Consider the following 22,364-nt stretch of genomic DNA (forward strand, 5'->3'; position numbering starts at 1 on the left):
TTATAGGTTTACTAAAGGGATTGGCATAATTTTGTCGATCCCTTTTAACTTTAAAATTATGGAAGAGTCCCACGTCATTTTTGGAATACATAGCATTGTTGAAGCCTTAAGACAAGGCAAAGACATCGAAAAAATCATCTTATTACGGGATTCTGACAATCCTAAGCTTAAAGAGATTGAAGGTCTGGCAGAGCAGAACACAATAAAGGTATCCTACGTCCCTATTCAAAAGTTTAAAAAATACGAACAACTAAACCACCAAGGGGCTATTGCCCATACTTCAAAAATAAGCTATAGTGATTTTGAAGAAACTGTTGAAAAGGTTTTAGAAATCAAGGAAAAACCTTTGTTCTTACTTTTAGATGGTATTACCGATGTAAGAAACTTAGGAGCAATTCTAAGGACAGCAGAATGTACTGGTGTGGATGCAGTCATTCTTCCTAAGAGTGGAAGCGCACAAGTCAACAACGAAACTATAAAAACCTCTGCTGGAGCAGCTTTTAATATTCCTATATGTAAAGTAAATCATCTTAAAGATGCTTTATTCTATTTAAAATCATCTGGTGTAGAAATTGTTGCGGTGACAGAAAAAACAAATACATCCGTTTATGAATTGGAACTCAATAAACCACTAGCTCTTCTTATGGGTGGTGAAGGAGAAGGAATCCAACCAAGCATACTCAAAATGGCTGATGTAAAAGGAAAACTTCCTATGTTAGGCAGTATAGAATCTTTAAACGTTTCCGTAGCCTGTGGTGTCATCTTATATGAATGCCTAAGGCAGCAAAATATGACAATTACCAAATAAATCACTCTTTATCCTCGGCCTTATAGTTGATTTCTATTTGATTTGCAGTTGAAGATTGTGAAAAGTTGGATTCTTTATGGTCTGTATCTAAAGGCTTAAAATTGCCATTTTCATCAAATTGTTTCATAAATTCATCTTCTGAATTCGTTTTCTTAGGCTTATTATAAAGGGGAAGATCCAAAAAATGCGAAGATTTAAGAAAAAAGCTCAAAAGGAATCCAGAGCTAAATCCAGACAAATGGCCTTCCCAAGAAATGCCTGGTTCACCAGGCATAGTTCCCCAAACTAAACTTCCATATAAAAAGACCACGATAAGGGCTAGGGCGACTAGCCTATAATTTCTAGAGAGTATGCCTTTGAAAAACAAAAAAGAAGCTAAGAAATAAACTATACCGCTTGCTCCAATATGAAATGAAGGTCTTGCAATAATCCAAGTTAATACTCCTGAGCTAAGCAATCCAATAAGCAATGCTTTCCAGGCTATGTCTTTATAAAAATAAAATAAACTAGCTAAGAGAACTAGAAGCGGAATTGAATTTTTATAGAGGTGATCTATCCCACTATGAATGAATGGTGAAGCAAAAATACCAAATAGTCCTTTTACCTGTCTTGGGTAAACCCCAAAGGAGGTAAAGTTAAATCTAAACCTGATTTCAATCCAATAAACAATCCATAGTGAGACTACAATTAAAAGTGGCCATAGAATAGCTGAGGCTAAGGAAGATTGATGATGTTGGTCTATGGGGTTTTTGGTCTTCATAATTCAAAAGTATTAAAAAGCGGCTATTAAATATAGCTCTGTTAAGAAATCATTTTAATAAAACAAGCTGAAAAGAAATTCTTAATTTTGAATCATGAAAGCACCTTTAGCTGAAAGATTACGACCAAAACAACTTTCCGATTACTTAAGTCAGACTCACCTTATTGGTGAAAAAGGAACTATTTCTCAAATGATAAAACGAGATTTAATACCGTCAATAATCCTTTGGGGACCTCCAGGCATTGGTAAAACCACCTTGGCAAACTTGATTTCTAAAGAAACCAAGAGAAGCTTTTTTACTTTATCAGCCATAAGCAGTGGGGTGAAAGACGTGAGAGAAGTTATCCAAAAAGCCAAACAAGATCAAGGTTTATTTGAGCAAAAAAATCCTATTTTATTTATAGATGAGATCCATAGGTTTAGCAAATCACAGCAAGATTCACTTTTGGGGGCTGTAGAAAAAGGCTGGATTACCCTTATAGGAGCTACTACAGAAAATCCAAGTTTTGAAGTTATTCCAGCACTGCTTTCCCGCTGCCAAGTTTATACCCTTAATGAATTTTCTAAAGAAGACTTAATTCTGCTTTTAAATAGAGCAAAATCTGAAGACGAGTATCTTTCAAAAAAAAATATCACTCTAAAAGAGACGACTTCTCTACTTCGATTAAGCGGAGGTGATGCCAGAAAACTTCTGAATATGTTTGAGCTGATCGTTAATTCTGTAGATGATGAGAACATCATTATTACAAATGATCTCGTTGAAGAAAAAATTCAACAGAAAACGGCTAGATATGATAAAACGGGAGGGCAACATTATGATATCATATCAGCTTTTATAAAATCGATAAGGGGAAGCGATCCCAATGCAGCTGTATACTGGCTAGCAAGAATGATAGAAGGTGGTGAAGACGTCAAGTTTATTGCCAGAAGGCTTATCATTTTATCTAGCGAAGACATTGGGAATGCAAATCCCACCGCACTTATTATGGCTAATAACACCTTCCAAGCCGTGAATACAATTGGTTTTCCCGAGGCTAGAATAATTTTAAGTCAATGTGTGATTTATTTAGCGACCTCCCAAAAAAGCAATGCCTCTTACCAAGCGATAAAAGATGCACAAGCCCTCATAAAAGAAACTGGAGACCTTTCTGTACCCCTTACTCTAAGAAATGCTCCTACCAAATTGATGAAAGACCTAGGCTATGGGAATGAATACAAATATGCCCATAACTATGAAAACAATTTTATTCAAACTGAGTTTATGCCCGAAGACTTAACAGATAAAGTTTTATTTAACCCAGGAAAAAACAAAAGAGAAGACCAATTAAGACAGTTTTTAAAACAAAAATGGACAGGCAAGTATAGCTATTAGTCGATTTTATTGAATCTTATATTTTGGATTTCATTCAAGTCTCGCTCCATATATTCGACCATAAGATTTCCTTCAGCATCGAAATAAGCAGCTCCGTTTATCATTTTTGAATTAAAAATATAAGAGCCTCTATCTGCTTTTTTAAGCTGAGCGTAGTTCGTTTTACCCTGGCTGGATAAAAGATCATAATCCCCTGAGGAATTAGTCACCAACCAATAAAATTCACCACCAAACTTATAAATAGATTTATCTGGGTATTCCTCCTCTGGGTTTGAGTCTGGTCTTTCCATAACGTCACTTAGTCCACTAGTAAGATCAGGGGTACTATTTAAAGTGTCGTCGTACATATAATTTGCTGTAGAAAAGGACATAAAAGCATCTCTCAACGCATCATTATATGATTTTTTAAAGTCTTTTAACCTACTTACTCCTTGTTCTGTTTCGTAAACAATATCATTAGAACAATCTAAAAGAACGAACTTTAATTTGGTCGTTAGGAAAGCGTTTTCTTGGATGATATTTGCTCTAAGAGAATTACATGGATCTAGCCCAAAGGCTAAAGGCTTCTTTTCCTGATCCATATATACTTTAAAACCCTGATCTTTAAGCAAAACTCGCGCAAGAATATTAAGGCTATATTGGTTGGGCTCCGATTGAAAATTAAACTGCATAGGGACAACAACATATTCGTAAGCATTTAAGCTTTTAGTTTGTCCAAAGCTGAATTGGAGTGATAATAAGACAATAAGAATGACTATGTACTTCATATTAAAAATAAGATTTGAGTTCATTTAAATTTTGAATTTGAATCCCTTTGTAATTTGCATCATATCCAAAAAATATGGCCTCTATCCCTATAGCCTTTGCACCTTCTACATCCGCTTCTAGACTATCGCCTATCATGATACTCTGGGAGTGCTTTGTTTTTGCTAGGTCTAAGGCATAATCAAAAATAATCCTATTAGGTTTTTTGACTCCTGCATCATCCGAAGTGGTTATTGTTTGAAAGTAAGGAGACAACTTTGAATTCCCTAGCTTCTTATGTTGCACATCATAAAAGCCGTTGGTAATAATATGGAGCTTATAGCTAGCAGATAAATAATCCAGCACCTCAAATGTGTTGGGGAACAAGTGGTTGTAATTTGGCAATTGATCTATATAAGCTTGAGATAAATCATCGATGAGCTGTTCTGATGCAGAGAACTTAAGCGTATCAAACACTTCGCTCAAACGCTGGAATCTCAGGTCTTTTTGCTCGATCTTACCCTCCCTAAAAAGCTTCCAATACTTCCTATTCACAGGTAAGTAAACCTGCAGAAAATCGTTTAGGGGTAGATCGACATTGTAGCTTTTAAAAATAGTTTCAAAAGTAAGTTCTGAGTTTTTGTCAAAATCCCAAAGCGTGTGATCTAGATCAAAAAAAATATCGGTTATCTCTTTCATTGTTTCATTTCTTTCATGAGTGCAAATATGGCATTTTTAGAATAGCGATCTACAAAATCTGAATTTTCAAATATAAAATTCATTTGTCCATCAACTGATACTATAGCGGATTTTAATTGCTTCAGTTCCTCGATTTTTTCATAAATATCTATGCCTTTTAAAATCCTGGAATTTAAAACATAAGGCTGTATAACCAGTCCAGACACTTGCTCCAAATTCAAATCATAAAATTGGAAAGCGGTACAAGTCCCTGCCCGAAAGCCTATATTTTTTTGATAACCCATAGAAAAATCTTTCTCAACTTCCAACTTGTTGAAATTGAGATAGGCATCTGGAAAATTAAGATGGTAATTCTTTATAAGAGTTTTTACTAAACTTCTGTTGACTATGCCCTCCCAACGTTTTATTTCTTTCTCGAGAATTTCATAGTCATGGAGTCCTTCAAAACCAGGCAAAAGTCCAAGATCTCCGTAATCTCCCATAGATTTAATAAGGTTGTGATAAATCCTTTTATTATAACTTATACTTTTACTGTACCTAGAATAGTTGCTCAATTGAAAGTAGAAATCGAACTTCAATTTATTCTCTTTTGCAAAACCTATAAGTTCATCATAAATATCAAAAGGATCTGGCTGAAGCCTCAACATAGTCTTAAAGCGTTCAAAAAGAGATTTGATCTGGAGTTGAAAAATATCCCTAAAAGAAGCTCCCACAAATCTTACGAAACCATTGTGTCTATGTTCAAAAGCTTTGGACACTGCTATCAAAAAATGACTGTTAAACTCTCGCTTTGGAAAACTGATTTTAGGAAACTTAGCCTCCAATATTTTTTTTAGCTTATAAGTCCAAACATCCACCACAGGCTGTTTTAGAAAATCATATTGGTGGGCCAAACTTTCTTCAATAGGATAAGAATCGACATCATTTTTGACATGAGGCTGATATTCTTCGTATCGTGTAATTAAATAGAATGCTGCTGAAAAAATATCAAAAGGAATTTCACTTTCTGAAGAGACTCGAAAAAAGCACGGAACCTCTTCCCAATGATCCACACTGAAATTAAGATCGTTAATCCCTTGCTCATCCAATAAACCAAACTTTTGGATAAAAACTTCATTGCCCAATTTTTTCTTAGCGTAAGAAAACTTTACGCCCTCGAAAGCAATGAAATCTTCAACTTTCGTGCAAAATTTGACTTTAAACCCCAGTATCCTTCCACACATGTGTCTAAAGATATAGTTGATTCTTGGAGTTTGTTTTGGAATGTAAACTAATAGTTCCATAAATTAAAGTATACCTTCATCAGCAAAGCTAAAATAAGTTTTTTCTGTTACAATAATATGGTCCAGAATCTTTATATCCAGCAGGTCACCGGCATTTTTCAGTTTTTGGGTGATGGTTTTATCGGCTTGGCTAGGTTGCAAGGTTCCAGAAGGATGATTATGAACCAAAATAAGAGCTGTAGAGCCATGAGCCAAAGCACTTTTATAAACCAAACGCGTGTCTACCATAGTGGACGTAATTCCACCTTTGCTTAAGGGATATTTATAAATAATTTTATTGGAATTGTTCAGCATCAGTATCCAAAACTGCTCATGATCCAAATCCCCTAAAAAAGGATGCATTATCGTAAATACATCCTTACTTGTAGAAATTTTATTAAGCTCTTTAACAGACTCTGCTCCTCTCCTATTTCCAATCTCGAGTGCTGCGATGATACTAATCGCTTTGGCTTCACCAATTCCTTTAAAATCTTGAAGTTGGCTTAAATTGAATTTAGCGAGTTTCTGCAGACTGTTTTCAGAAGCATGTAAAATCCGTTTACAAAGCTCAACAGCACTCTCTTCCCTATTACCAGAGCCTATTAAAATCGCTAAAAGTTCTGCATCACTTAAGCTAGATTTACCTTTATGAATTAACTTTTCTCTTGGTCTATCACCTTCAGACCAATTCTTTATGCTAAAAGATTTTGAGGAGGGTTTCATACTAATGCTTATTTAGATAAAGGTAATCAAATAGAAAACACCCTGAGCTCTCCAACTAAGAAGTCATAAATAATTGACTCAGAATTAAAATTCAGCTAAAAAACAGTGTAATTTTGACATTATTATTTCTAAACTATGAGCTATTTACCAAGTCATTTTACATCCGAAAGTTGGGAATCTGTAAAAACCTTTATCGAGTTATTTCCGCTAGCCACGCTAATCAGTCTCCACGACCAAGAAATTTTTACGTCGCACATCCCTTTTATAATTTACAACGATAAATTGGTAGGACATATTAACAAAGAGAATCCACAATTTCAGCATATCCACAAGTCCCAGGTAGAACTTATCTTTCACGCAGGCGATGCTTACATTTCTCCCTCAGAATTTGAAACTGATGAACTCCCTACTTTTAATTTTGCAAAAGTTCATTTAAAAGGGAAAGCCAACTTTATTGAAGAACCTACAATGGTAGAAAGTTTAATAGCAATGACCAACCAATTGGATTTCAACTTTAAGCTTGAATCAAACCATCCTAAAATTCCTGTATTAAAGCATTTTATACAAGGCCTTGAAGTCTCTATAGATGAGTTCCACGGAAGGTTCAAGATGAGCCAAGACAAATCTGAATCTCATTTCAATAAAGCTAAAACACTCCTCAAAAAAAGTCAGGAAAAACGCTTAAATCTGTTTTTAAACACCTTAAGTCAGTAAGATTATTGAATCCACTTTTTGATTTCTTCAAAATCCAATCCTCCATAATTCCCACTGCTCATCAGTAACAAAACCTGGTCTAAATAAGACTTTGACTTCAAAAACTCTCTAAAAGCTTCAGGATTGGTAAATATTTTTAGATCTTTTCTTCCAAAAGCCTCAAAAATTTGTTCTTCGGTAATAGCTTCAAGCTGTTTAATTTCTAAAGCTTTAGGAGAGTAAAACACCACAGCTTCATCTGCCGCATTCAAAGCTTCTTTGTACTCTTTCAAAAACTCTGAATTCAAGCTGCTATATGTATGAAGCTCTAAACAAGCTAAAACTACCTTCGAAGAAAATTGTGCTTTCACCGCTTTTGTCGTGGCTAAAACTTTGGAGGGGGAATGCGCATAATCTTTAAAAACGATAGCTTTATTAGATTCTGCTATTTTTTCCAGCCTTTTGGACGCCCCTTTAAAGCTATTGATCGCTTCGTAGAAATCATCTTGGTCTACCCCCATATGTTGACAAATCCATTTTGCCCCTGCTATATTTTGTAAGTTATGCTTTCCAAAAACTTCCACAGGCAATGGGCCTTCTGGAGTTTCCAAATAGGTTACCGCGTCATCTATGGTGTGTTCTGGAGTAGAATAGGCATGTTTTCGAGTAGGCTTTTTAGCATTTAAAGCCAGTTGAGTGAGTATATCATCTTCCTCATTGTAAACCAAAGTACTCCCATTGGTCATGGAATCAAGAAATAATTCAAACTGATCTACATAATTTTCGAAGGTGGGAAAGACATTGATATGGTCCCAGGCAATTCCACTTAGCAAAGCGATGTTGGGTTGATATAGATGAAACTTTGGTCGTCTATCTAATGCCGAACTCAAATATTCATCCCCTTCCAATAAAATGAAGTCGTTCTCTTCGGTTAGGTGAACCATAGTATCAAAGCCTTCCAATTGTGCTCCAACCATAAAATCTACTTCTTTATCGTGATAATGCATCACATGTAGAATCATAGCAGTAATGGTAGTCTTACCATGAGAACCTCCTATCACTACCCTAGTTTTTTGCTTGGAATGTTCAAAAAGATATTCTGGATAAGAATAAATTTTAAGACCTAATTCTGTAGCTTTTAGAAGTTCTGGGTTGTCTGCTTTGGCATGCATACCAAGAATAACAGCGTCTATATCTGATGTTAACTTTTCTGGAAACCAACCAAACTCCTCAGGTAGTAAACCCTTTACTTTTAGCCTAGTTTTGGAAGGCTCAAAGATTTCGTCATCACTACCTGTGACTTGGTCTCCCTTTTCATGTAAGGCGATTGCAAGATTGTGCATGGCGCTTCCACCTATCGCTATAAAATGTATATGCATGTTTTGAAATTTGAATTAAAGGTAATAGATTTAAAAAAAGCTCTAAGGTGTAAGTCTTATTTTAATTTTTAATAAAAAAAACCAAGCTTTTTAGGCTTGGTTTGTACTAAATACTAGTTCACAACTAGTACCTATAATATTCAGGTTTAAATGGACCTTTAACTTCTACACCAATATAATCAGCTTGATCGGTTTCCAACTCTGTGAGTTCAACTCCAAGACGTTCTAAATGGAGTTTTGCTACTTTCTCATCCAAGTGTTTTGGGAGCATGTATACTTCATTTTTATACTTGTCTACATTTTGCCATAACTCTATTTGAGCAAGAGTTTGGTTAGTAAAGGAGTTACTCATCACAAAACTTGGGTGGCCTGTTGCGCATCCTAAATTCACAAGACGACCTTCAGCTAATAAAATAATGTCTTTACCATTTATTGTATACTTATCGACCTGTGGTTTGATTTCCACACGGGTATCGCCGTGATTCTTTTTCAACCAAGCTACATCAATTTCATTATCAAAATGACCGATATTACAAACTATAGTTTTGTCTTTAAAAGCTTCAAAATGCTTAGCTCTAATGATGTCTTTATTACCTGTTGTCGTAATAATAATATCTGCCGTTGGAGCTACAGTTTCTAATTTCTTAACTTCAAAACCATCCATAGCCGCTTGTAAAGCACAAATAGGGTCTATTTCTGTTACTGTAACGATGGAACCTGCTCCACTAAAAGAGGCAGCGGTACCTTTACCAACATCACCATACCCACAAACGATAACACGTTTTCCAGCAAGCATGAGGTCTGTTGCTCTTCGTATGGCATCTACAGCACTTTCCCTACACCCATATTTATTGTCAAATTTAGATTTGGTCACACTATCGTTTACATTGATAGCTGGCATAGGCAAAGTTCCATTTTTCACTCTCTCATAAAGCCTATGGACCCCAGTAGTTGTTTCTTCAGATAAACCTTTTATAGCATCTGCAAGTTCTGGAAAGTCGTCAAGAACCATGTTAGTTAAATCACCACCATCATCCAAAATCATGTTTAAGGGCTTTCTATCTTCCCCGAAAAACAAAGTTTGCTCTATACACCAGTTGAATTCTTCTTCCGTCATTCCCTTCCAAGCATAAACAGCAACTCCAGCTTCTGCAATGGCTGCTGCTGCATGGTCTTGAGTAGAAAAAATATTACAAGAACTCCACGTTACCTCAGCACCAAGCTCAACGAGTGTTTCAATTAACACAGCAGTTTGGATGGTCATGTGTAAGCAACCAGCTATGCGAGAGCCTGTCAAAGGTTTCTGTTTTCCAAACTCTTCTCTCAACGCCATTAAACCTGGCATTTCTGATTCTGCTAACTCTATTTCGCGACGTCCCCAATCTGCCAAAGAAATATCTTTAACTTTGTAAGGAGTATAATGTAATGTTTCCATACTCATAATTAATTTTATTATATTTTTGAACACAAAATTAAGGAAACCCTTTACAACTCTATGCCGATTTACAAAAGAATAACAGTAGATAAAGATACAACCGCCCTCATCTGGAAGATAGAAGAATCTTTAGAAAGTCTAGAAGAGGGCGTCGAGTTAACTGATTATTGCAGGGAGCGATACGACGGCATGAAATCTCAGATCCATAAAAAAGGATTTATGAGCATCAGGCATTTACTCAAGGAATTTGGATATTCAGATTTTGATTTAGACTACGACACTAAAGGCAAACCTCATCTTAACGATGGTCATAAGATTTCTATTACTCACTCTTTCGAATTTACAGCAGTTATAGTATCCACTAAAAAAGTTGGAATTGATATCGAGAAACAACGCGACAAAATAAAACTCATCGCACCAAAGTTCACCCCTATTGAAGAATATGAAGCTCTTGGAGATACAGGAGATCTCATTAGAAAATTGACCATTGTTTGGGGAGCAAAAGAATCTCTTTATAAGCTTTACGGAAAAAAAGGATTGCTTTTTTTACATGATATCTTTGTGAACGATTTTGAAATTTCAAGTCAGAAAACTACTGCTAGGGTAACTTCAAATAATGAAATTACTTTTTACAACTTAAATTTTCTTGAGTTCGAAAATTTCACTTGTGTGTATGCTATTGCCAATGATTAATCCTCCCCAGAATCCTATTTACACTAATATTTTTAGGAGCATTCAAAATGGTAATCACTTATTTAACGTTTTAATAGATCCCGATAAGTTTAATCTATCTCAAACTCAAGGGTTTTTAAACCGAACACCAACCGATGCTAATTTTAGTGGGAGTACTATCAAATTAAATCTATTATATCGTGTAAATAAATTTAATTTACTTTCTGGTCAAAATCCTAAATACTTAATCGATCTCAACAAAGTCTAATTTTAAATTAAAGAACTCTACTTTAGGGATCATCCCCGCAGGATATATTTTGATAGATGGAGGCTCAACAACTTCTGTTTTGGAAATGAGTCGAACCAAAGCTATCTCTCAGAACCAAATTTTAATGTGTATCCATACTGCACTTTCTGGTCAACTTCTTGTTTATCTTAACCCTAGAAATGGTGCAAAAACAAGAGTATCCGCAGAAATAATTTCAGAACGCAAGAAAGCCATTAATAATCCTCTTATTGTTAATAGAAGAATTAAAGATGACTTTCAAAAACGATCTGTTTATGAGGCTGCCCATATGAAAGTTATGAGCAAGCGTTTTCAGCTCAATTCCTTTAGTTAAGTTGATCTGTGTTATAACCTATAAATTCTTTTTCGGTCTCTTCAAACTTAATATCGTAATCCTCTAATGATTTTAATATAGGATTGTATATTTCTGGAAATATAGGCCTTAACACACCGGGCTTTTTAATTTCTCCATTTAGAATTTTGAGGGCAGCAATACCAACGGGAAGCCCAACCGTTTTAGCCATGGCCGTATAGGTTTGGTCCTCACCGATACTTACCATTGTAGAATCAATTTGCCTTCTTTCCCCATTAAGCTCAAATCCAAATTTATGATACATCACAATCATATCTTTATCTTCTGGCTTCAAAGTCCACTTATCTTCTAGAATTTTTTGAAGAGCTTGAGCTGGAGTTGCATTTTTTAGTCCAATAATTTTCTCTGAATTAAAAATATCCAACTCTACAAGTTTGTCCCAAATGAGATCGTCTTGGTCAATTTTTAAGCTCAACCTTAGCTTAAGTTCAACTGAATCTGTTGGTGAATAGGGCAAGAATGAATTCACAAAAGATCTATAACTCATTTGTTCTGTGTGTTGCATCGCATAGGTATCGTCTGTCAATCCAAGTTGAACAAATACATTCCAAGCTTTGCTAAAACCAATACGTCTTAGGGTTCCTCTGTAGATGGTAGGAATATTCTCCAATCCATATATACTTCTGTAAGCTAAAGAGTTTCGATTGGCTAAGCCTTCGAAGCGCCCATATTTTGGAATGCTTAGAAATTCGGTTCTGCGAAAAAGGCGTTGGTAAGGAATATATTTATATTGACCGGCTTGGATAAATTCTGCGGCTCCACCTTGTCCAGCCACAACAACGTTTCTGGGATTCCAAGTGAATTTATAATTCCATAGATTATCATCGCTTTCAGGAGCGACAAGTCCCCCCGTAAAAGATTCAAAAAGCAACATTTTGCCTCCTTGAGATCTTATTCTATCTATCACCTGCATGGCACTCATATGGTCAATGCCAGGGTCAACCCCTATCTCATTCATAAAGGTGAGCCCTTTTTCCTTAACTTCTGCATCCAATGCTTCCATTTCTTTAGATACATAAGAGGCTGTGACCATGTTTTTATTAAACTTCACACAATCTTTTGCAACTTCCATATGGAATCTGGCAGGTAGCATAGAAATAACAATGTCTGCACTTTGTATAGCTTCTTGTCTATTGGCTTTGTCAAAAATATCTAATTGCATAGCCTTTGCATTGGGATGATCTGCTGTTAGGCTTCTAGCATTATCAATAGAAATATCCCCTATTATTATGTGTAGGTCTTCTTTAGAAGAAGCCTTTAGCAAAAACCTAACGAGTGATGATGCAGATTTTCCAGCACCTATGATTAAAATTGATCTCATATTCAAAAATGGATTTTAATGATTAATTTTGTGTAAAAATTGAAATTACATAATATAATAGGGATACAAGGATGAAGCAAAGAAAAAAATTGGTTTTACTCGGAAGTTGTTTTGGAGGTATAGGAATTATCCTTGGAGCTTTTGCAGCTCATGGCTTGGAAAGCATAATTTCTGAAGATGCTATAAACACCTTTGAAACGGGAGTGAAATACCAAATCTACCACGCCTTGTTTTTGCTTTTTCTATCCACACAAACCTTTACTACACAAAAACTTAACAAAATCCTCTTTTGGCTTATACTCACTGGTGTTATCTTCTTTTCGGGTTCTATATATGGCCTAGCTACCAATGAACTTTCAAGCTTCGACTTTAAAACTATAGCTTGGATTACACCTATAGGTGGAATTTTGTTGATTTTGAGTTGGGCTTTACTCTTCATTCATATTATTAAAAAAAGCTCATAATTTATAATAATTACCTCCTTAATTTAAATATAAACTCATTAGCTTTGTCTGTCATAATAACAACACAACAAAATTATGAATAACTTAAAGCGAATTACTAAAACGATTGAGTTAAAAGATTATGGCATCGATTCAAAGAGAATCAACTATCAACTTTCACCTGAAGATTTACATGAAATCAGCATTCAAAAAGGGATGGGTGTTGAGGTAGATAGTGGTGCACTTGCCGTCAACACTGGTGAATTTACAGGACGATCTCCGAAAGATAGATTCATTGTAAAAGATGATATTACCAAAGATGAAGTATGGTGGAGTGATATCAACTTAGAATTTGACCCTGATCAGTTTGATAAACTATACAATAAAGTGGTTAACTACCTCAACGATAAAGAGCTTTTCGTAAGAGATTGTTATGCCTGTGCAGATGAGAATTACCGACTTAATATAAGAGTCATTAATGAGAATTCATGGAGCAATATGTTTGCTTACAATATGTTTTTAAGGCCTACGGAAAAGGATCTTGAAGATTTTTCTCCAGAGTGGACCGTAGTTAGTGCACCTAGTTTTAAAGCAGACCCTGAGGTTGATGGGACACGGGCCCACAATTTTGCTATTCTTAATTTTACTCGAAAAATCGCCTTAATAGGAGGTACGGGATATACTGGAGAGATAAAGAAAGGGATTTTTTCTGCTCTTAACTTCATACTCCCAGTCATGAAAAACACTCTCCCCATGCACTGCTCTGCCAATGTCGGAAAAAAAGGAGATACTGCTATTTTCTTTGGTCTTTCGGGGACAGGGAAAACGACTTTATCTGCAGATCCAGACAGGAGATTAATTGGAGATGATGAACATGGATGGACCAATGAAAATACAGTCTTTAATTTCGAAGGAGGATGTTATGCAAAAGTCATAAACTTATCTCGCGAAGGAGAACCAGAAATATATGACAGTATTAAACCAGGAGCCATTCTTGAAAATGTAATTATTAAAGATGGGGAAGTAGATTTTAAAGACAAAAGTATCACTCAAAACACAAGGGTAAGTTATCCTATTCATCATATAGACAATATTCAACCTGGGTCTGTTGGGGAAAATCCTAAAAATATCTTTTTTTTAACGGCAGATGCCTTTGGTGTGTTACCTCCTATAAGTAAACTCACCCCTGGACAAGCAGCTTTTCACTTTATAAGTGGTTATACTGCTAAAGTGGCAGGAACAGAAGCTGGAGTTACAGAACCCATACCGAGTTTCTCTGCTTGTTTTGGCGCCCCGTTTATGCCTTTACACCCTACACGGTATGGTGAAATGCTAAGTAAGAAAATGAGAGAAGCAGAAGTAAACGTTTGGCTAATTAACACAGGATGGACTGGAGGACCTTATGGCACAGGAAACCGAATGAAACTGAAGTTTACAAGAGCTATGATTACAGCTGCATTGGAAGGCCAACTTTCTGATGTGGAATACAAAACACACGATATCTTTAATATTGCCATCCCTAAAAGTTGTCCAAACGTTCCCTCTAATGTATTAAACCCTAGAGAGACTTGGGCGAACAAGGAAGCTTATGATCTAAAAGCTAAATCCTTAGCTAAATCGTTTATAGATAATTTCAAAAAATTTGAATCTTACGCGGACGAAGAAATTCTGAATGGTGCCCCCAACGCTTAAAAACTAGAAAACATTATTAAATTAAAGAGCCGATATACACTTGTATATCGGCTCTTTAATTTAATGGAAAGAAAACAATAAATTAGTTCTCTTTTACATAGTTTTCAATGGCCATTGTCATAGATGGGGTTTTTGGAGTAGGAGCTTGTATTTGGACCTTTAGACCTTTCTCCTCGGCGGCTTTGATGGTTGAGTTCCCAAAAGCAGCGATGCGTGTATTTTTTTGTTCGAAATCTGGGAAATTCTCGTAAAGCGACTTAATCCCGCTAGGACTAAAGAAAACCACAATATCGTAAGATACTTCTCTAAGATGAGAAAGATCGCTTACCACAGTTTTATAAAAAATGCCACGCGTCCAATCTACACCAAGTTTATCGAGCTGCTGTGGCACCATAGACTTAAGCATATCTGAGGAAGGCAATAAGAATTTTTCATCTTTATGCTTCTTAATACTTACTTCAAGTTCTTGAAATGTTCTTTTCCCAACATAAATCTTACGCTTTCTATACACTACATACTTCTGCAAGTAAAAGGCTACCGCTTCACTCAAACAAAAATATTTAAGACTATCTGGTATTTTATATCTCATTTCTTCAGCAATTCTAAAGAAATGATCTACTGCATTTCTACTTGTAAGGATAATAGCGGAAAACTTGGTGATGTCAATTTTTTGCTGCCTTACCTCTTTAGAATCTACTGGCTCAACGTGTATAAAGGGGATGAAATCAATTTTTAATTTTAATCTTTCTTCAAGTTCTGAATAAGGAGAGTTTTCTACATTAGGTTTAGGCTGTGAAATAAGGATACTTTTCACTTTCATAGAGCTTAGTTTTTTCTTACAAAATTCTAATTAGTCTGTGTTAAACATTTTAAAAAGAATTAGGTAGGGTGCGATTTCAAAAACGCAAAGGTACAAAATAAAGTAAAACCAGTAAGCTAAAATATGCTTTTGATAAGAGAGAGCATAAATCAATAGCTTTACAGTGTAAAGCAAGGTCACAAGAGCAATAACCAAGGTCACAGAAAGTGAGTGGTCTATGTTTTGAAAATAAATAAGCAATCCAAAAGGAAATAGTATAAATAAACTAATCCAACTTAAAACACCTTGCTTAAAAAAAAGATATTTATTTATGAGTGGATCTATTTCAAACAAGTCTCCTATCATTTTTTCAATAAGGTATTTACTTAATAAAAAAATCAATAGCAATAAAAAGATTTGAAGGTATGACGTAATATTGAAGTCACCGCTGTCGGATATGACATGAAGGAAAAAAGATAATCCTAAAAGACTTGATAATAAAATAAAAACCTCGGGGAGCTCTATGCGCCTTTTTTCAGAGAATTTTTTATTGAAAAAAGACATGTCATAAAAAGAGTTTACATAAGAAAAAAAATAGTTCGTCTTGTTCCACTTTATAATCAACATAAATATCAAAATAAGCAGGATAATTCCCACAGTCCAATGATGATCTTGTATTAGTCTTAAGGTCAAAAACAAGTTTAATATTTGAGACAAATGTAAATTAAAATGAAGTTTTATAGATGAGATTTAGCTTGTAAAATATATATTTGTCAGCCAACATTTAATACGACTTGATGTCTCACAAATTAGTCATCATTCCTACATATAACGAAGTTGAAAATATTGAAAAGGTCGTCAGAAATATTTTCTCTCAACCTGTCAATTTTGATATTCTCGTTGTAGACGATTCTTCCCTTGACAAGACTTGGGCTTTAGTTCAAAACTTACAAGAAGAGTTTAAGGGTAGGTTACATTTAGAAATACGAAAATCTAAGAGCGGTTTAGGGAAAGCCTATTTACATGGGTTCCGTTGGGCTCTCGAAAGATCTTATGATTATATTTTTGAAATGGATGCCGACTTTTCTCATAATCCAAATGATCTAATAAGGCTGTATAATACTTGTCTTAAAGATGGTTTTGATATGAGTATTGGATCGAGATATATAACTGGGGTTAATGTGATAAATTGGCCTATGAAAAGGGTCTTATTGTCTTGGCTGGCTTCAAAATACGTAAAAATTATTACGGGATTACCTATAGAAGATACTACTGCTGGGTTTATTTGTTATCACCGGAAGGTACTGGAGGATATGGATCTTAATAAAATAAAGTTTGTAGGTTATGCGTTTCAAATTGAAATGAAATTTAAAGCCTTTAAAAAAGGATTTAAAATAAAGGAGATTCCAGTTATATTTACAGACAGGACAAAAGGGAAGTCGAAAATGAGCACAGGCATCATCAAAGAAGCTGTCTTTGGTGTAATGAGCCTTAAATTGAAAAGCCTTCTAGGTAAAATTTGAATTATGAGAGAATATCTAATCAAAAATTCTAAGATCGTCAATGAGGGTGAAATCTTTGAAGGCGACGTTCATATCAAAGACGATTGGATAGTAGAGGTCTCTTCGTCGATAAGTGCAAAATCGAGTGACATCAAAATTATTGATGCCGGCGGGAAACATCTTATTCCAGGCATTATAGACGACCAAGTTCACTTTAGAGAACCTGGATTAACCCATAAAGAAACGATACTCACAGGATCCAAAGCTGCTATTTCCGGTGGTATCACCTCCTATTTTGAAATGCCCAATACCAATCCGCAAACCACTACCATAGACAAGTTAGAAGAAAAATTCAGTATCGCTAAAGAAAATTCTTACGCTAACTACTCCTTTATGTTTGGTGGTACAAACGATAACTTGGAGGAAATCAAAAAAATAAACCCTAAAACTACGGCGGCCTTAAAGTTGTTTTTAGGCTCTTCAACTGGTAATATGTTGGTAGATAACGAAAAGGTCCTTGAACAAATCTTTAAACATTCACCCCTAATCATTGCTACCCATTGTGAAGATGAAGACACTGTAAAAAGAAATTTGGATGCTTATCTAAAAACCTACGGCGAAGACATCCCTATAAAATATCATCCAGCCATTCGAAGCGAAGAAGCTTGCTATTTATCGTCGTCTAAAGCTGTTGCTTTGGCAAAAAAAACAGGCGCTAGATTACATGTCTTTCACCTATCAACGGCCAAAGAATTAAAATTATTTTCCAGTAAGCTACCGCTTAAAAAGAAAAAGATTACTGCTGAAGTTTGTATTCATCACCTCTGGTTTGACGATACAGATTATGAGAAAAAAGGAACCTACATTAAATGGAATCCAGCTGTAAAAACAGCAAATGACAAAGAGAAACTCCTAAAAGGACTAAACAACAATTTGATAGATGTAGTTGCATCAGACCATGCTCCTCATACCAAGGAAGAAAAAAACAACACCTATACTAAAGCACCAAGTGGAGGTCCACTTGTACAACACGCTTTACCAGCCATGCTAGAGTTTTACCATCAAGGAAAATTAAGCTTAGAAAAAATTGTAGAAAAAATGTGCCACAATCCAGCTATCTTATTTGATGTAGACCAACGCGGTTTTATAAAAGAGGGCTACAAAGCAGATTTAGTCCTCTTAGACTTAAAAGCACCTTGGACAGTCAACTCTAGCAATATATTTTATAAATGTGGGTGGTCCCCTTTTGAAGGGTCAACCTTCAAGTCTAGGGTAACCCATACCTTTGTAAATGGCCACTTGGTCTATGAGAATTTCAAATTTAATGAGGGCAAGTTCGGTCAACGCCTAAAATTTAACAGATAAATGAAATACACTCTATATTTATTATTCATTTGTATTGTTTCATTACTGGGTTGTCAAAAAATTGAAGATGTCGAAAAACCAGATAAACTTTTGAACAAATCCGAAATGAAAGGCCTTATTTATGATATGGTTCTCCTAGATGCTTCTTATGGGATTAATGAAAAAAAATTTAAAGATATGAGTTTGGATATGCTGGAATTTATCTCTACTAAATATCAATTGGATAGTACCCAGATCAAATTGAATATTGAGTATTACAACATCAACTTTGATGACAATCTTGAAATTTATGAAGCTGTAAAAGATAGTCTTGAAAGATTAGATAGACTCTACATTGATCGCGCAAAGGAAATCGATAGTTTGAAAAAACTAAAGAGAATAAAAAAAGATTCTATTGCCAAATTGGACACCTTGTCTCCAAAAAAAATACTTAAAGTGCTAAGTAAAACCTAATTAGGATCTTTGTGAAATCTTCGAAGCATAGACCGTAAACGCTTCAAAATCAAAGTCTAACTCAGATTTTATTTTATCAGAAGAATAGAAGGAATATTCAAATAAATTCGGGATGGCATCTAAGGTCAATTGTCGTTTATATGAAGTCAAAAAAGACCTTAGAATTTCAAAGCACCAAGCCAAGTATAACATCCATGGTTTAAGAGCCAACTTTGGAGGTGAGACTTGATATAATCTAGAAAATTCATCGATGACCATTTTAAATTTTAAATTTTCGGCGACCAATATAAAACGTTCATTGGTGATGGAACTTTTCATAAGTTGATGCATCGCTTTACTCACATCATACACACTCACAAAACCAGTGATTTTTTGGGGATAAAACTTAAGTCCATTTTTAATTTTGGAAAGCAGAAGTCCACTCCCCGACTCATAAAATCCATCTCCCAATATAATTCCAGGATTTACAATCACAACGTCAAGACCTTCTTGAGACCCTCTCCATACTTCCATCTCTGCACCATATTTGCTTATTTCGTAAGAAGATTGTTTTAAATCTTCAGTTAAAACAGTCTCTTCTGTGACAAATTCTTGACCCAAGGTTTTTCCTAAAGTTGCGATAGAACTCACGTGACAAAACTTCAAAATAGAAAAATCTATGGCCAAATTTACCATATTAGAGGTGCCTTCAATATTTATTTTTCGCATCATTTTATACTCAGAGGGACTATTGCTTATCAATCCAGCGCAATGGTAAACATGAGTTACATCTAAGAAGGCCTCTTCAAGCCTGGGTATATTTAAAATATCACCTTGAAACCACTCGACAAATTGATTTACTTCTCGTAGAGTAATGCCGTATTTCAAAATAATAGAAATGGCCTGATCTTGCTTCGTTTTGGTTCTGTATAAAGCCCTTGTTTGTTCTTTATTCAAAATAAGCTGAGCGAGAAGATGTGCTCCAACAAGACCTGTAGCTCCAGAAAGTAAATTCATTTGGTAAATATACAAATTTCGAAAGTTGAAACCTTTTTCATTATAATATCTTTGCCATAAATCAATACAGATCATGAAAAACGATTTTATAGAAGAAGTAACTTGGAGAGGGATGATCCACGATGTTATGCCGGGGACTCAGGACCACCTTAATGAATCACCTAGAGCGGCTTATGTGGGGATAGATCCAACTGCAGATTCCCTTCATATTGGCCATTTGGTAAGCGTAATGATGCTTAGGCATTTTCAACTTGCAGGACACAAGCCTGTAGCTTTGGTTGGCGGCGCTACTGGTATGATAGGAGATCCTTCAGGAAAGTCTCAAGAACGAAATCTTTTAGATGAAGCTACATTAAGGCATAACCAAAACGCTTTAAAAGCACAATTATCTAAATTCTTAGAGTTTGATGCTAAAGAAGATAATTCTGCTATCCTAGTAAATAACTATGATTGGATGAAGGATTTTTCTTTCTTAGATTTTATTAGAGATGTTGGTAAGCATATTACTGTAAACTATATGATGTCCAAAGAATCTGTAAAAAAACGTTTGTCTTCAGAGTCTAAAGAAGGTATGAGTTTTACAGAATTCACTTACCAGCTTGTTCAAGGTTACGATTTTTTGCACCTCTATAGAACACAAAAATGTACTTTACAGATGGGGGGAAGCGATCAATGGGGTAATATTACAACAGGCACAGAATTGATTCGCCGGATCGACCAAGGAAAAGGCTTTGCACTAACCTGCCCACTGATTACAAAAGCTGATGGTACCAAATTTGGTAAAACAGCAACAGGGAATATTTGGTTAGATCCTAAAAAAACATCGCCATATAAATTTTACCAGTATTGGATCAATACCAGTGATGAGGATGCAGAAATATTTATAAAGATTTTCACCTTCCTTTCCCAAAAAGAGATTTCAGACTTGGTGAACACACATAAAGAACAGCCGCATTTAAGGCAACTGCAAAGTAGGCTGGCAGATGAAATCACAGCTGCAGTACACTCTAAAAAGGGTTTAGACAAGGCTAAAGAAGCTTCTCAAGTTCTATTTGGAAAAAGCACTGAAGAAGACTTAGCAAAGCTCGATGAGGCTACATTTCTGGATGTCTTCGAAGGGGTTCCGCTTAAAGAATTAAGCAAAGAGATCTTAAATGATAACTTTGATATGATTGCTGCGCTTTCCGCAGAAACTGAGTTTTTAAGCTCAAATGGTGAAGCAAGAAGAGCCTTAAAAGAAAATTCTATATCCGTGAATAAGTCTAAAGTAGGATTGGATTATACGCTTACAGAAAAAGATTTGATTAACGGCAAATATGTTTTAATCAATAAAGGAAAAAAGAACACTTATTTAATAAAATTCAACTAAATAAACTTGAACTCTTTTAAAAAGGCTTTCTAAAGGGAAGCCTTTTTTTTGTGACTTAAAACAGAAAAGCCTTGAGCGAGTGCTCAAGGCTTTTCTTAACTAACCAATCTATTATGAAAAAACTTCATCCTGATACAAATATAAAGTACAAATCTATAATGTAAAAACAATTGCAAAATTATCTTCAAATTATTAACAATTAAAAGTTTAAATATCTCATTTTCAGGTATCTAAATTATCTTAAATTTATAATAACTTTTAGAAAATTAAAGACCTCCCTGCCAATTCATAAAATATGAGTTCTAAAAAAATAAAATTTAGAGGCAGACCTTGAGAAGACTCCTCGCATTAGACAGCTTAAGCGCTCAATGAGGAATTAAAATTTTAAAACCCCGAAACTAAGTTGATAAGGTTTATGTATTTTTGAACAAAAATGAAGAAATGAAAATTGTTTCATATAACGTAAATGGCATAAGAGCCGCTCTCAAAAAAGGATTGATAGACTGGTTAAAAACTACAGATGCGGATGTGGTTTGTTTTCAAGAAACCAAAGCACAACCGGAACAGATAGATAACAGTATTTTTGAAAACATTGGGTATAACAATTGCTACTGGTATTCCGCAGAAAAGAAAGGCTATAGCAGCGTTGGTATACTTTGTAAATCTGAACCTAAGCATGTCGAATATGGAACAGGAATAGACTATATGGATAGAGAAGGACGAAACCTAAGGGTCGATTTTGAAGACGTCTCCATAATGAGTCTCTATCTTCCTTCAGGCACCAACGATGCTAGGTTGAACTATAAGTTTACCTACATGGATGATTTTAAAGTTTATATCGAAAATTTAAAAAAAGAAATCCCTCCCCTAGTCATTTGTGGAGATTACAATATTTGCCATGAGGCCATAGATATTCACGACCCCGTAAGATTAAAAACAGTCTCTGGTTTTTTACCAGCAGAGCGAGAGTGGCTATCTAAATTTTTGAAAGACTCTGGCTTTGTGGATTCCTTCCGAAAATTAAACGAAGATGTTGTACACTATTCTTGGTGGAGTTATAGAGCAAATGCCCGACAAAATAATAAAGGCTGGAGGCTAGATTATCTTTTGGTTGCTCAAGAAATAGAAGACCTGGTGTTTAGGTCTGTCATTTTACCCGACGCTAAGCATAGCGACCACTGCCCTGTCTTACTCGAATTGAAATAAACCAACTAAGCT

The 22,364-nt window shown here is 35.2% G+C and carries 24 protein-coding genes; 13 read left to right on the forward strand and 11 right to left on the reverse strand.

Annotated features, from left to right (window positions below):
• Window positions 1-58: 58 nt before the first annotated feature.
• Window positions 59-808 carry a 23S rRNA (guanosine(2251)-2'-O)-methyltransferase RlmB gene (gene rlmB / locus P700755_RS04790; protein WP_015023606.1) on the forward strand — a complete coding sequence of 250 codons (750 nt, stop codon included), beginning with the start codon at window positions 59-61 and terminating at the stop codon, window positions 806-808.
• Window position 809: 1 nt separating this feature from the next.
• On the opposite strand, the gene P700755_RS04795 is transcribed toward rlmB, so the two are convergent.
• The gene (locus tag P700755_RS04795; protein ID WP_015023607.1) at window positions 810-1,568 is read right to left on the reverse strand and encodes a rhomboid family intramembrane serine protease; all 759 of its coding nucleotides are present in this window, start codon (window positions 1,566-1,568) and stop codon (window positions 810-812) included.
• Between the two features lie 94 nt (window positions 1,569-1,662).
• Here P700755_RS04795 and P700755_RS04800 point away from each other — a divergent pair, with 94 nt between their 5' ends.
• Complete coding sequence (locus tag P700755_RS04800) at window positions 1,663-2,940, forward strand: replication-associated recombination protein A (RefSeq protein ID WP_015023608.1); 1,278 nt, start codon at window positions 1,663-1,665, stop codon at window positions 2,938-2,940.
• Here P700755_RS04800 and P700755_RS04805 read toward each other — a convergent pair.
• Genes P700755_RS04805 through radC form a run of 4 tightly spaced genes read right to left on the reverse strand, consistent with a single transcriptional unit; the run spans window position 2,937 to window position 6,368 of the window.
• Complete coding sequence (locus tag P700755_RS04805) at window positions 2,937-3,707, reverse strand: hypothetical protein (protein ID WP_041758621.1); 771 nt, start codon at window positions 3,705-3,707, stop codon at window positions 2,937-2,939. The two genes, P700755_RS04800 and P700755_RS04805, sit on opposite strands and share 4 nt — an antisense overlap.
• A gap of 1 nt (window position 3,708) precedes the next feature.
• Window positions 3,709-4,383 carry a YjjG family noncanonical pyrimidine nucleotidase gene (locus tag P700755_RS04810; RefSeq protein WP_015023610.1) on the reverse strand — a complete coding sequence of 225 codons (675 nt, stop codon included), beginning with the start codon at window positions 4,381-4,383 and terminating at the stop codon, window positions 3,709-3,711.
• Window positions 4,380-5,666 (reverse strand): polysaccharide deacetylase family protein, encoded by a 1,287-nt coding sequence (locus tag P700755_RS04815; RefSeq protein ID WP_015023611.1) that lies wholly within the window; start codon window positions 5,664-5,666, stop codon window positions 4,380-4,382. Before P700755_RS04815 ends, P700755_RS04810 begins: the two co-directional genes overlap by 4 nt.
• Window positions 5,667-5,669: 3 nt before the next feature.
• Entirely contained in the window at window positions 5,670-6,368 is a 699-nt protein-coding gene (radC, locus tag P700755_RS04820; protein ID WP_015023612.1) for a RadC family protein, read from the reverse strand.
• A gap of 135 nt (window positions 6,369-6,503) precedes the next feature.
• Here radC and P700755_RS04825 point away from each other — a divergent pair, with 135 nt between their 5' ends.
• Entirely contained in the window at window positions 6,504-7,082 is a 579-nt protein-coding gene (locus P700755_RS04825; protein WP_015023613.1) for an FMN-binding negative transcriptional regulator, read from the forward strand.
• A 2-nt stretch (window positions 7,083-7,084) separates the two neighbouring features.
• Here P700755_RS04825 and P700755_RS04830 read toward each other — a convergent pair whose 3' ends face one another.
• Window positions 7,085-8,440 (reverse strand): UDP-N-acetylmuramate--L-alanine ligase, encoded by a 1,356-nt coding sequence (locus P700755_RS04830; RefSeq protein WP_015023614.1) that lies wholly within the window; start codon window positions 8,438-8,440, stop codon window positions 7,085-7,087.
• Window positions 8,441-8,564: 124 nt separating this feature from the next.
• A complete protein-coding gene (ahcY, locus tag P700755_RS04835) occupies window positions 8,565-9,881 on the reverse strand; it encodes an adenosylhomocysteinase (RefSeq protein WP_015023615.1) in 1,317 nt (438 codons plus the stop codon).
• A gap of 54 nt (window positions 9,882-9,935) precedes the next feature.
• Between ahcY and P700755_RS04840 the strand changes: the two genes are divergently transcribed.
• The 3 genes from P700755_RS04840 to P700755_RS20565 all read left to right on the forward strand — a co-directional run bounded on the left by P700755_RS04840 (window position 9,936) and on the right by P700755_RS20565 (window position 11,167).
• Window positions 9,936-10,568, forward strand: coding sequence for a 4'-phosphopantetheinyl transferase family protein (locus tag P700755_RS04840; RefSeq protein WP_015023616.1), 633 nt, complete (start codon window positions 9,936-9,938; stop codon window positions 10,566-10,568).
• Complete coding sequence (locus P700755_RS20560; RefSeq protein WP_051007934.1) at window positions 10,561-10,815, forward strand: hypothetical protein; 255 nt, start codon at window positions 10,561-10,563, stop codon at window positions 10,813-10,815. The genes P700755_RS04840 and P700755_RS20560 overlap by 8 nt, the downstream gene beginning before the upstream one ends.
• 85 nt (window positions 10,816-10,900) lie before the next feature.
• On the forward strand, window positions 10,901-11,167 hold the full coding sequence (locus P700755_RS20565) for a hypothetical protein (protein ID WP_245536004.1): 267 nt from the start codon (window positions 10,901-10,903) through the stop codon (window positions 11,165-11,167).
• Here the strand turns inward: P700755_RS20565 and P700755_RS04850 are convergent.
• On the reverse strand, window positions 11,160-12,527 hold the full coding sequence (locus P700755_RS04850) for a saccharopine dehydrogenase family protein (RefSeq protein WP_015023617.1): 1,368 nt from the start codon (window positions 12,525-12,527) through the stop codon (window positions 11,160-11,162). The genes P700755_RS20565 and P700755_RS04850 overlap by 8 nt on opposite strands.
• A gap of 71 nt (window positions 12,528-12,598) precedes the next feature.
• Here P700755_RS04850 and P700755_RS04855 point away from each other — a divergent pair, with 71 nt between their 5' ends.
• Together P700755_RS04855 and pckA are read left to right on the forward strand one after the other, a co-directional pair.
• Entirely contained in the window at window positions 12,599-12,991 is a 393-nt protein-coding gene (locus tag P700755_RS04855) for a DUF423 domain-containing protein (RefSeq protein WP_015023618.1), read from the forward strand.
• Between the two features lie 75 nt (window positions 12,992-13,066).
• Window positions 13,067-14,662 (forward strand): phosphoenolpyruvate carboxykinase (ATP), encoded by a 1,596-nt coding sequence (gene pckA, locus P700755_RS04860; RefSeq protein WP_015023619.1) that lies wholly within the window; start codon window positions 13,067-13,069, stop codon window positions 14,660-14,662.
• Window positions 14,663-14,744: 82 nt separating this feature from the next.
• Here pckA and P700755_RS04865 read toward each other — a convergent pair whose 3' ends face one another.
• Complete coding sequence (locus P700755_RS04865) at window positions 14,745-15,482, reverse strand: uroporphyrinogen-III synthase (RefSeq protein ID WP_015023620.1); 738 nt, start codon at window positions 15,480-15,482, stop codon at window positions 14,745-14,747.
• 30 nt (window positions 15,483-15,512) lie between these two features.
• Window positions 15,513-16,118, reverse strand: coding sequence for a DUF4271 domain-containing protein (locus P700755_RS04870; protein WP_281015252.1), 606 nt, complete (start codon window positions 16,116-16,118; stop codon window positions 15,513-15,515).
• A gap of 140 nt (window positions 16,119-16,258) precedes the next feature.
• On the opposite strand from P700755_RS04870, the gene P700755_RS04875 reads away from it, so the two are divergent.
• From P700755_RS04875 to P700755_RS04885, 3 genes are read left to right on the forward strand one after another with little or no spacing between them, the layout of a single operon-like run.
• Window positions 16,259-16,984, forward strand: coding sequence for a polyprenol monophosphomannose synthase (locus tag P700755_RS04875; RefSeq protein ID WP_015023622.1), 726 nt, complete (start codon window positions 16,259-16,261; stop codon window positions 16,982-16,984).
• Window positions 16,985-16,987: 3 nt separating this feature from the next.
• Window positions 16,988-18,328 carry a dihydroorotase gene (locus P700755_RS04880; protein ID WP_015023623.1) on the forward strand — a complete coding sequence of 447 codons (1,341 nt, stop codon included), beginning with the start codon at window positions 16,988-16,990 and terminating at the stop codon, window positions 18,326-18,328.
• Window positions 18,329-18,781 (forward strand): DUF4296 domain-containing protein, encoded by a 453-nt coding sequence (locus P700755_RS04885; RefSeq protein ID WP_015023624.1) that lies wholly within the window; start codon window positions 18,329-18,331, stop codon window positions 18,779-18,781.
• On the opposite strand, the gene P700755_RS04890 is transcribed toward P700755_RS04885, so the two are convergent.
• Window positions 18,782-19,852 (reverse strand): SDR family oxidoreductase, encoded by a 1,071-nt coding sequence (locus tag P700755_RS04890; RefSeq protein ID WP_015023625.1) that lies wholly within the window; start codon window positions 19,850-19,852, stop codon window positions 18,782-18,784.
• Between P700755_RS04890 and tyrS the strand changes: the two genes are divergently transcribed.
• Complete coding sequence (gene tyrS, locus P700755_RS04895; protein WP_015023626.1) at window positions 19,851-21,146, forward strand: tyrosine--tRNA ligase; 1,296 nt, start codon at window positions 19,851-19,853, stop codon at window positions 21,144-21,146. The genes P700755_RS04890 and tyrS overlap by 2 nt on opposite strands.
• A 441-nt stretch (window positions 21,147-21,587) precedes the next feature.
• A complete protein-coding gene (locus P700755_RS04900; protein ID WP_015023627.1) occupies window positions 21,588-22,352 on the forward strand; it encodes an exodeoxyribonuclease III in 765 nt (254 codons plus the stop codon).
• The last annotated feature ends 12 nt before the right edge of the window (window positions 22,353-22,364 follow it).

The organism is Psychroflexus torquis ATCC 700755, assembly GCF_000153485.2.
GTDB lineage: Bacteria > Bacteroidota > Bacteroidia > Flavobacteriales > Flavobacteriaceae > Psychroflexus > Psychroflexus torquis.

Excerpts from the sequence above, each read along its gene's own strand:
- P700755_RS20565 (WP_245536004.1), top strand. The coding sequence starts at position 10,901 with ATGAGTCGAACCAAAGCTATCTCTCAGAACCAAATTTTAATGTGTATC.
- P700755_RS04825 (WP_015023613.1), top strand. The coding sequence starts at position 6,504 with ATGAGCTATTTACCAAGTCATTTTACATCCGAAAGTTGGGAATCTGTA.
- P700755_RS04810 (WP_015023610.1), bottom strand. The coding sequence starts at position 4,383 with ATGAAAGAGATAACCGATATTTTTTTTGATCTAGATCACACGCTTTGG.
- P700755_RS04840 (WP_015023616.1), top strand. The coding sequence starts at position 9,936 with ATGCCGATTTACAAAAGAATAACAGTAGATAAAGATACAACCGCCCTC.
- P700755_RS04885 (WP_015023624.1), top strand. The coding sequence starts at position 18,329 with ATGAAATACACTCTATATTTATTATTCATTTGTATTGTTTCATTACTG.
- tyrS (WP_015023626.1), top strand. The coding sequence starts at position 19,851 with ATGAAAAACGATTTTATAGAAGAAGTAACTTGGAGAGGGATGATCCAC.
- P700755_RS04880 (WP_015023623.1), top strand. The coding sequence starts at position 16,988 with ATGAGAGAATATCTAATCAAAAATTCTAAGATCGTCAATGAGGGTGAA.
- P700755_RS04875 (WP_015023622.1), top strand. The coding sequence starts at position 16,259 with ATGTCTCACAAATTAGTCATCATTCCTACATATAACGAAGTTGAAAAT.
- ahcY (WP_015023615.1), bottom strand. The coding sequence starts at position 9,881 with ATGAGTATGGAAACATTACATTATACTCCTTACAAAGTTAAAGATATT.
- radC (WP_015023612.1), bottom strand. The coding sequence starts at position 6,368 with ATGAAACCCTCCTCAAAATCTTTTAGCATAAAGAATTGGTCTGAAGGT.
- P700755_RS04900 (WP_015023627.1), top strand. The coding sequence starts at position 21,588 with ATGAAAATTGTTTCATATAACGTAAATGGCATAAGAGCCGCTCTCAAA.
- P700755_RS04830 (WP_015023614.1), bottom strand. The coding sequence starts at position 8,440 with ATGCATATACATTTTATAGCGATAGGTGGAAGCGCCATGCACAATCTT.
- P700755_RS04815 (WP_015023611.1), bottom strand. The coding sequence starts at position 5,666 with ATGGAACTATTAGTTTACATTCCAAAACAAACTCCAAGAATCAACTAT.
- rlmB (WP_015023606.1), top strand. The coding sequence starts at position 59 with ATGGAAGAGTCCCACGTCATTTTTGGAATACATAGCATTGTTGAAGCC.
- P700755_RS04850 (WP_015023617.1), bottom strand. The coding sequence starts at position 12,527 with ATGAGATCAATTTTAATCATAGGTGCTGGAAAATCTGCATCATCACTC.
- P700755_RS04805 (WP_041758621.1), bottom strand. The coding sequence starts at position 3,707 with ATGAAGTACATAGTCATTCTTATTGTCTTATTATCACTCCAATTCAGC.
- P700755_RS20560 (WP_051007934.1), top strand. The coding sequence starts at position 10,561 with ATGATTAATCCTCCCCAGAATCCTATTTACACTAATATTTTTAGGAGC.
- P700755_RS04865 (WP_015023620.1), bottom strand. The coding sequence starts at position 15,482 with ATGAAAGTGAAAAGTATCCTTATTTCACAGCCTAAACCTAATGTAGAA.
- pckA (WP_015023619.1), top strand. The coding sequence starts at position 13,067 with ATGAATAACTTAAAGCGAATTACTAAAACGATTGAGTTAAAAGATTAT.
- P700755_RS04800 (WP_015023608.1), top strand. The coding sequence starts at position 1,663 with ATGAAAGCACCTTTAGCTGAAAGATTACGACCAAAACAACTTTCCGAT.
- P700755_RS04890 (WP_015023625.1), bottom strand. The coding sequence starts at position 19,852 with ATGATCTGTATTGATTTATGGCAAAGATATTATAATGAAAAAGGTTTC.
- P700755_RS04855 (WP_015023618.1), top strand. The coding sequence starts at position 12,599 with ATGAAGCAAAGAAAAAAATTGGTTTTACTCGGAAGTTGTTTTGGAGGT.
- P700755_RS04795 (WP_015023607.1), bottom strand. The coding sequence starts at position 1,568 with ATGAAGACCAAAAACCCCATAGACCAACATCATCAATCTTCCTTAGCC.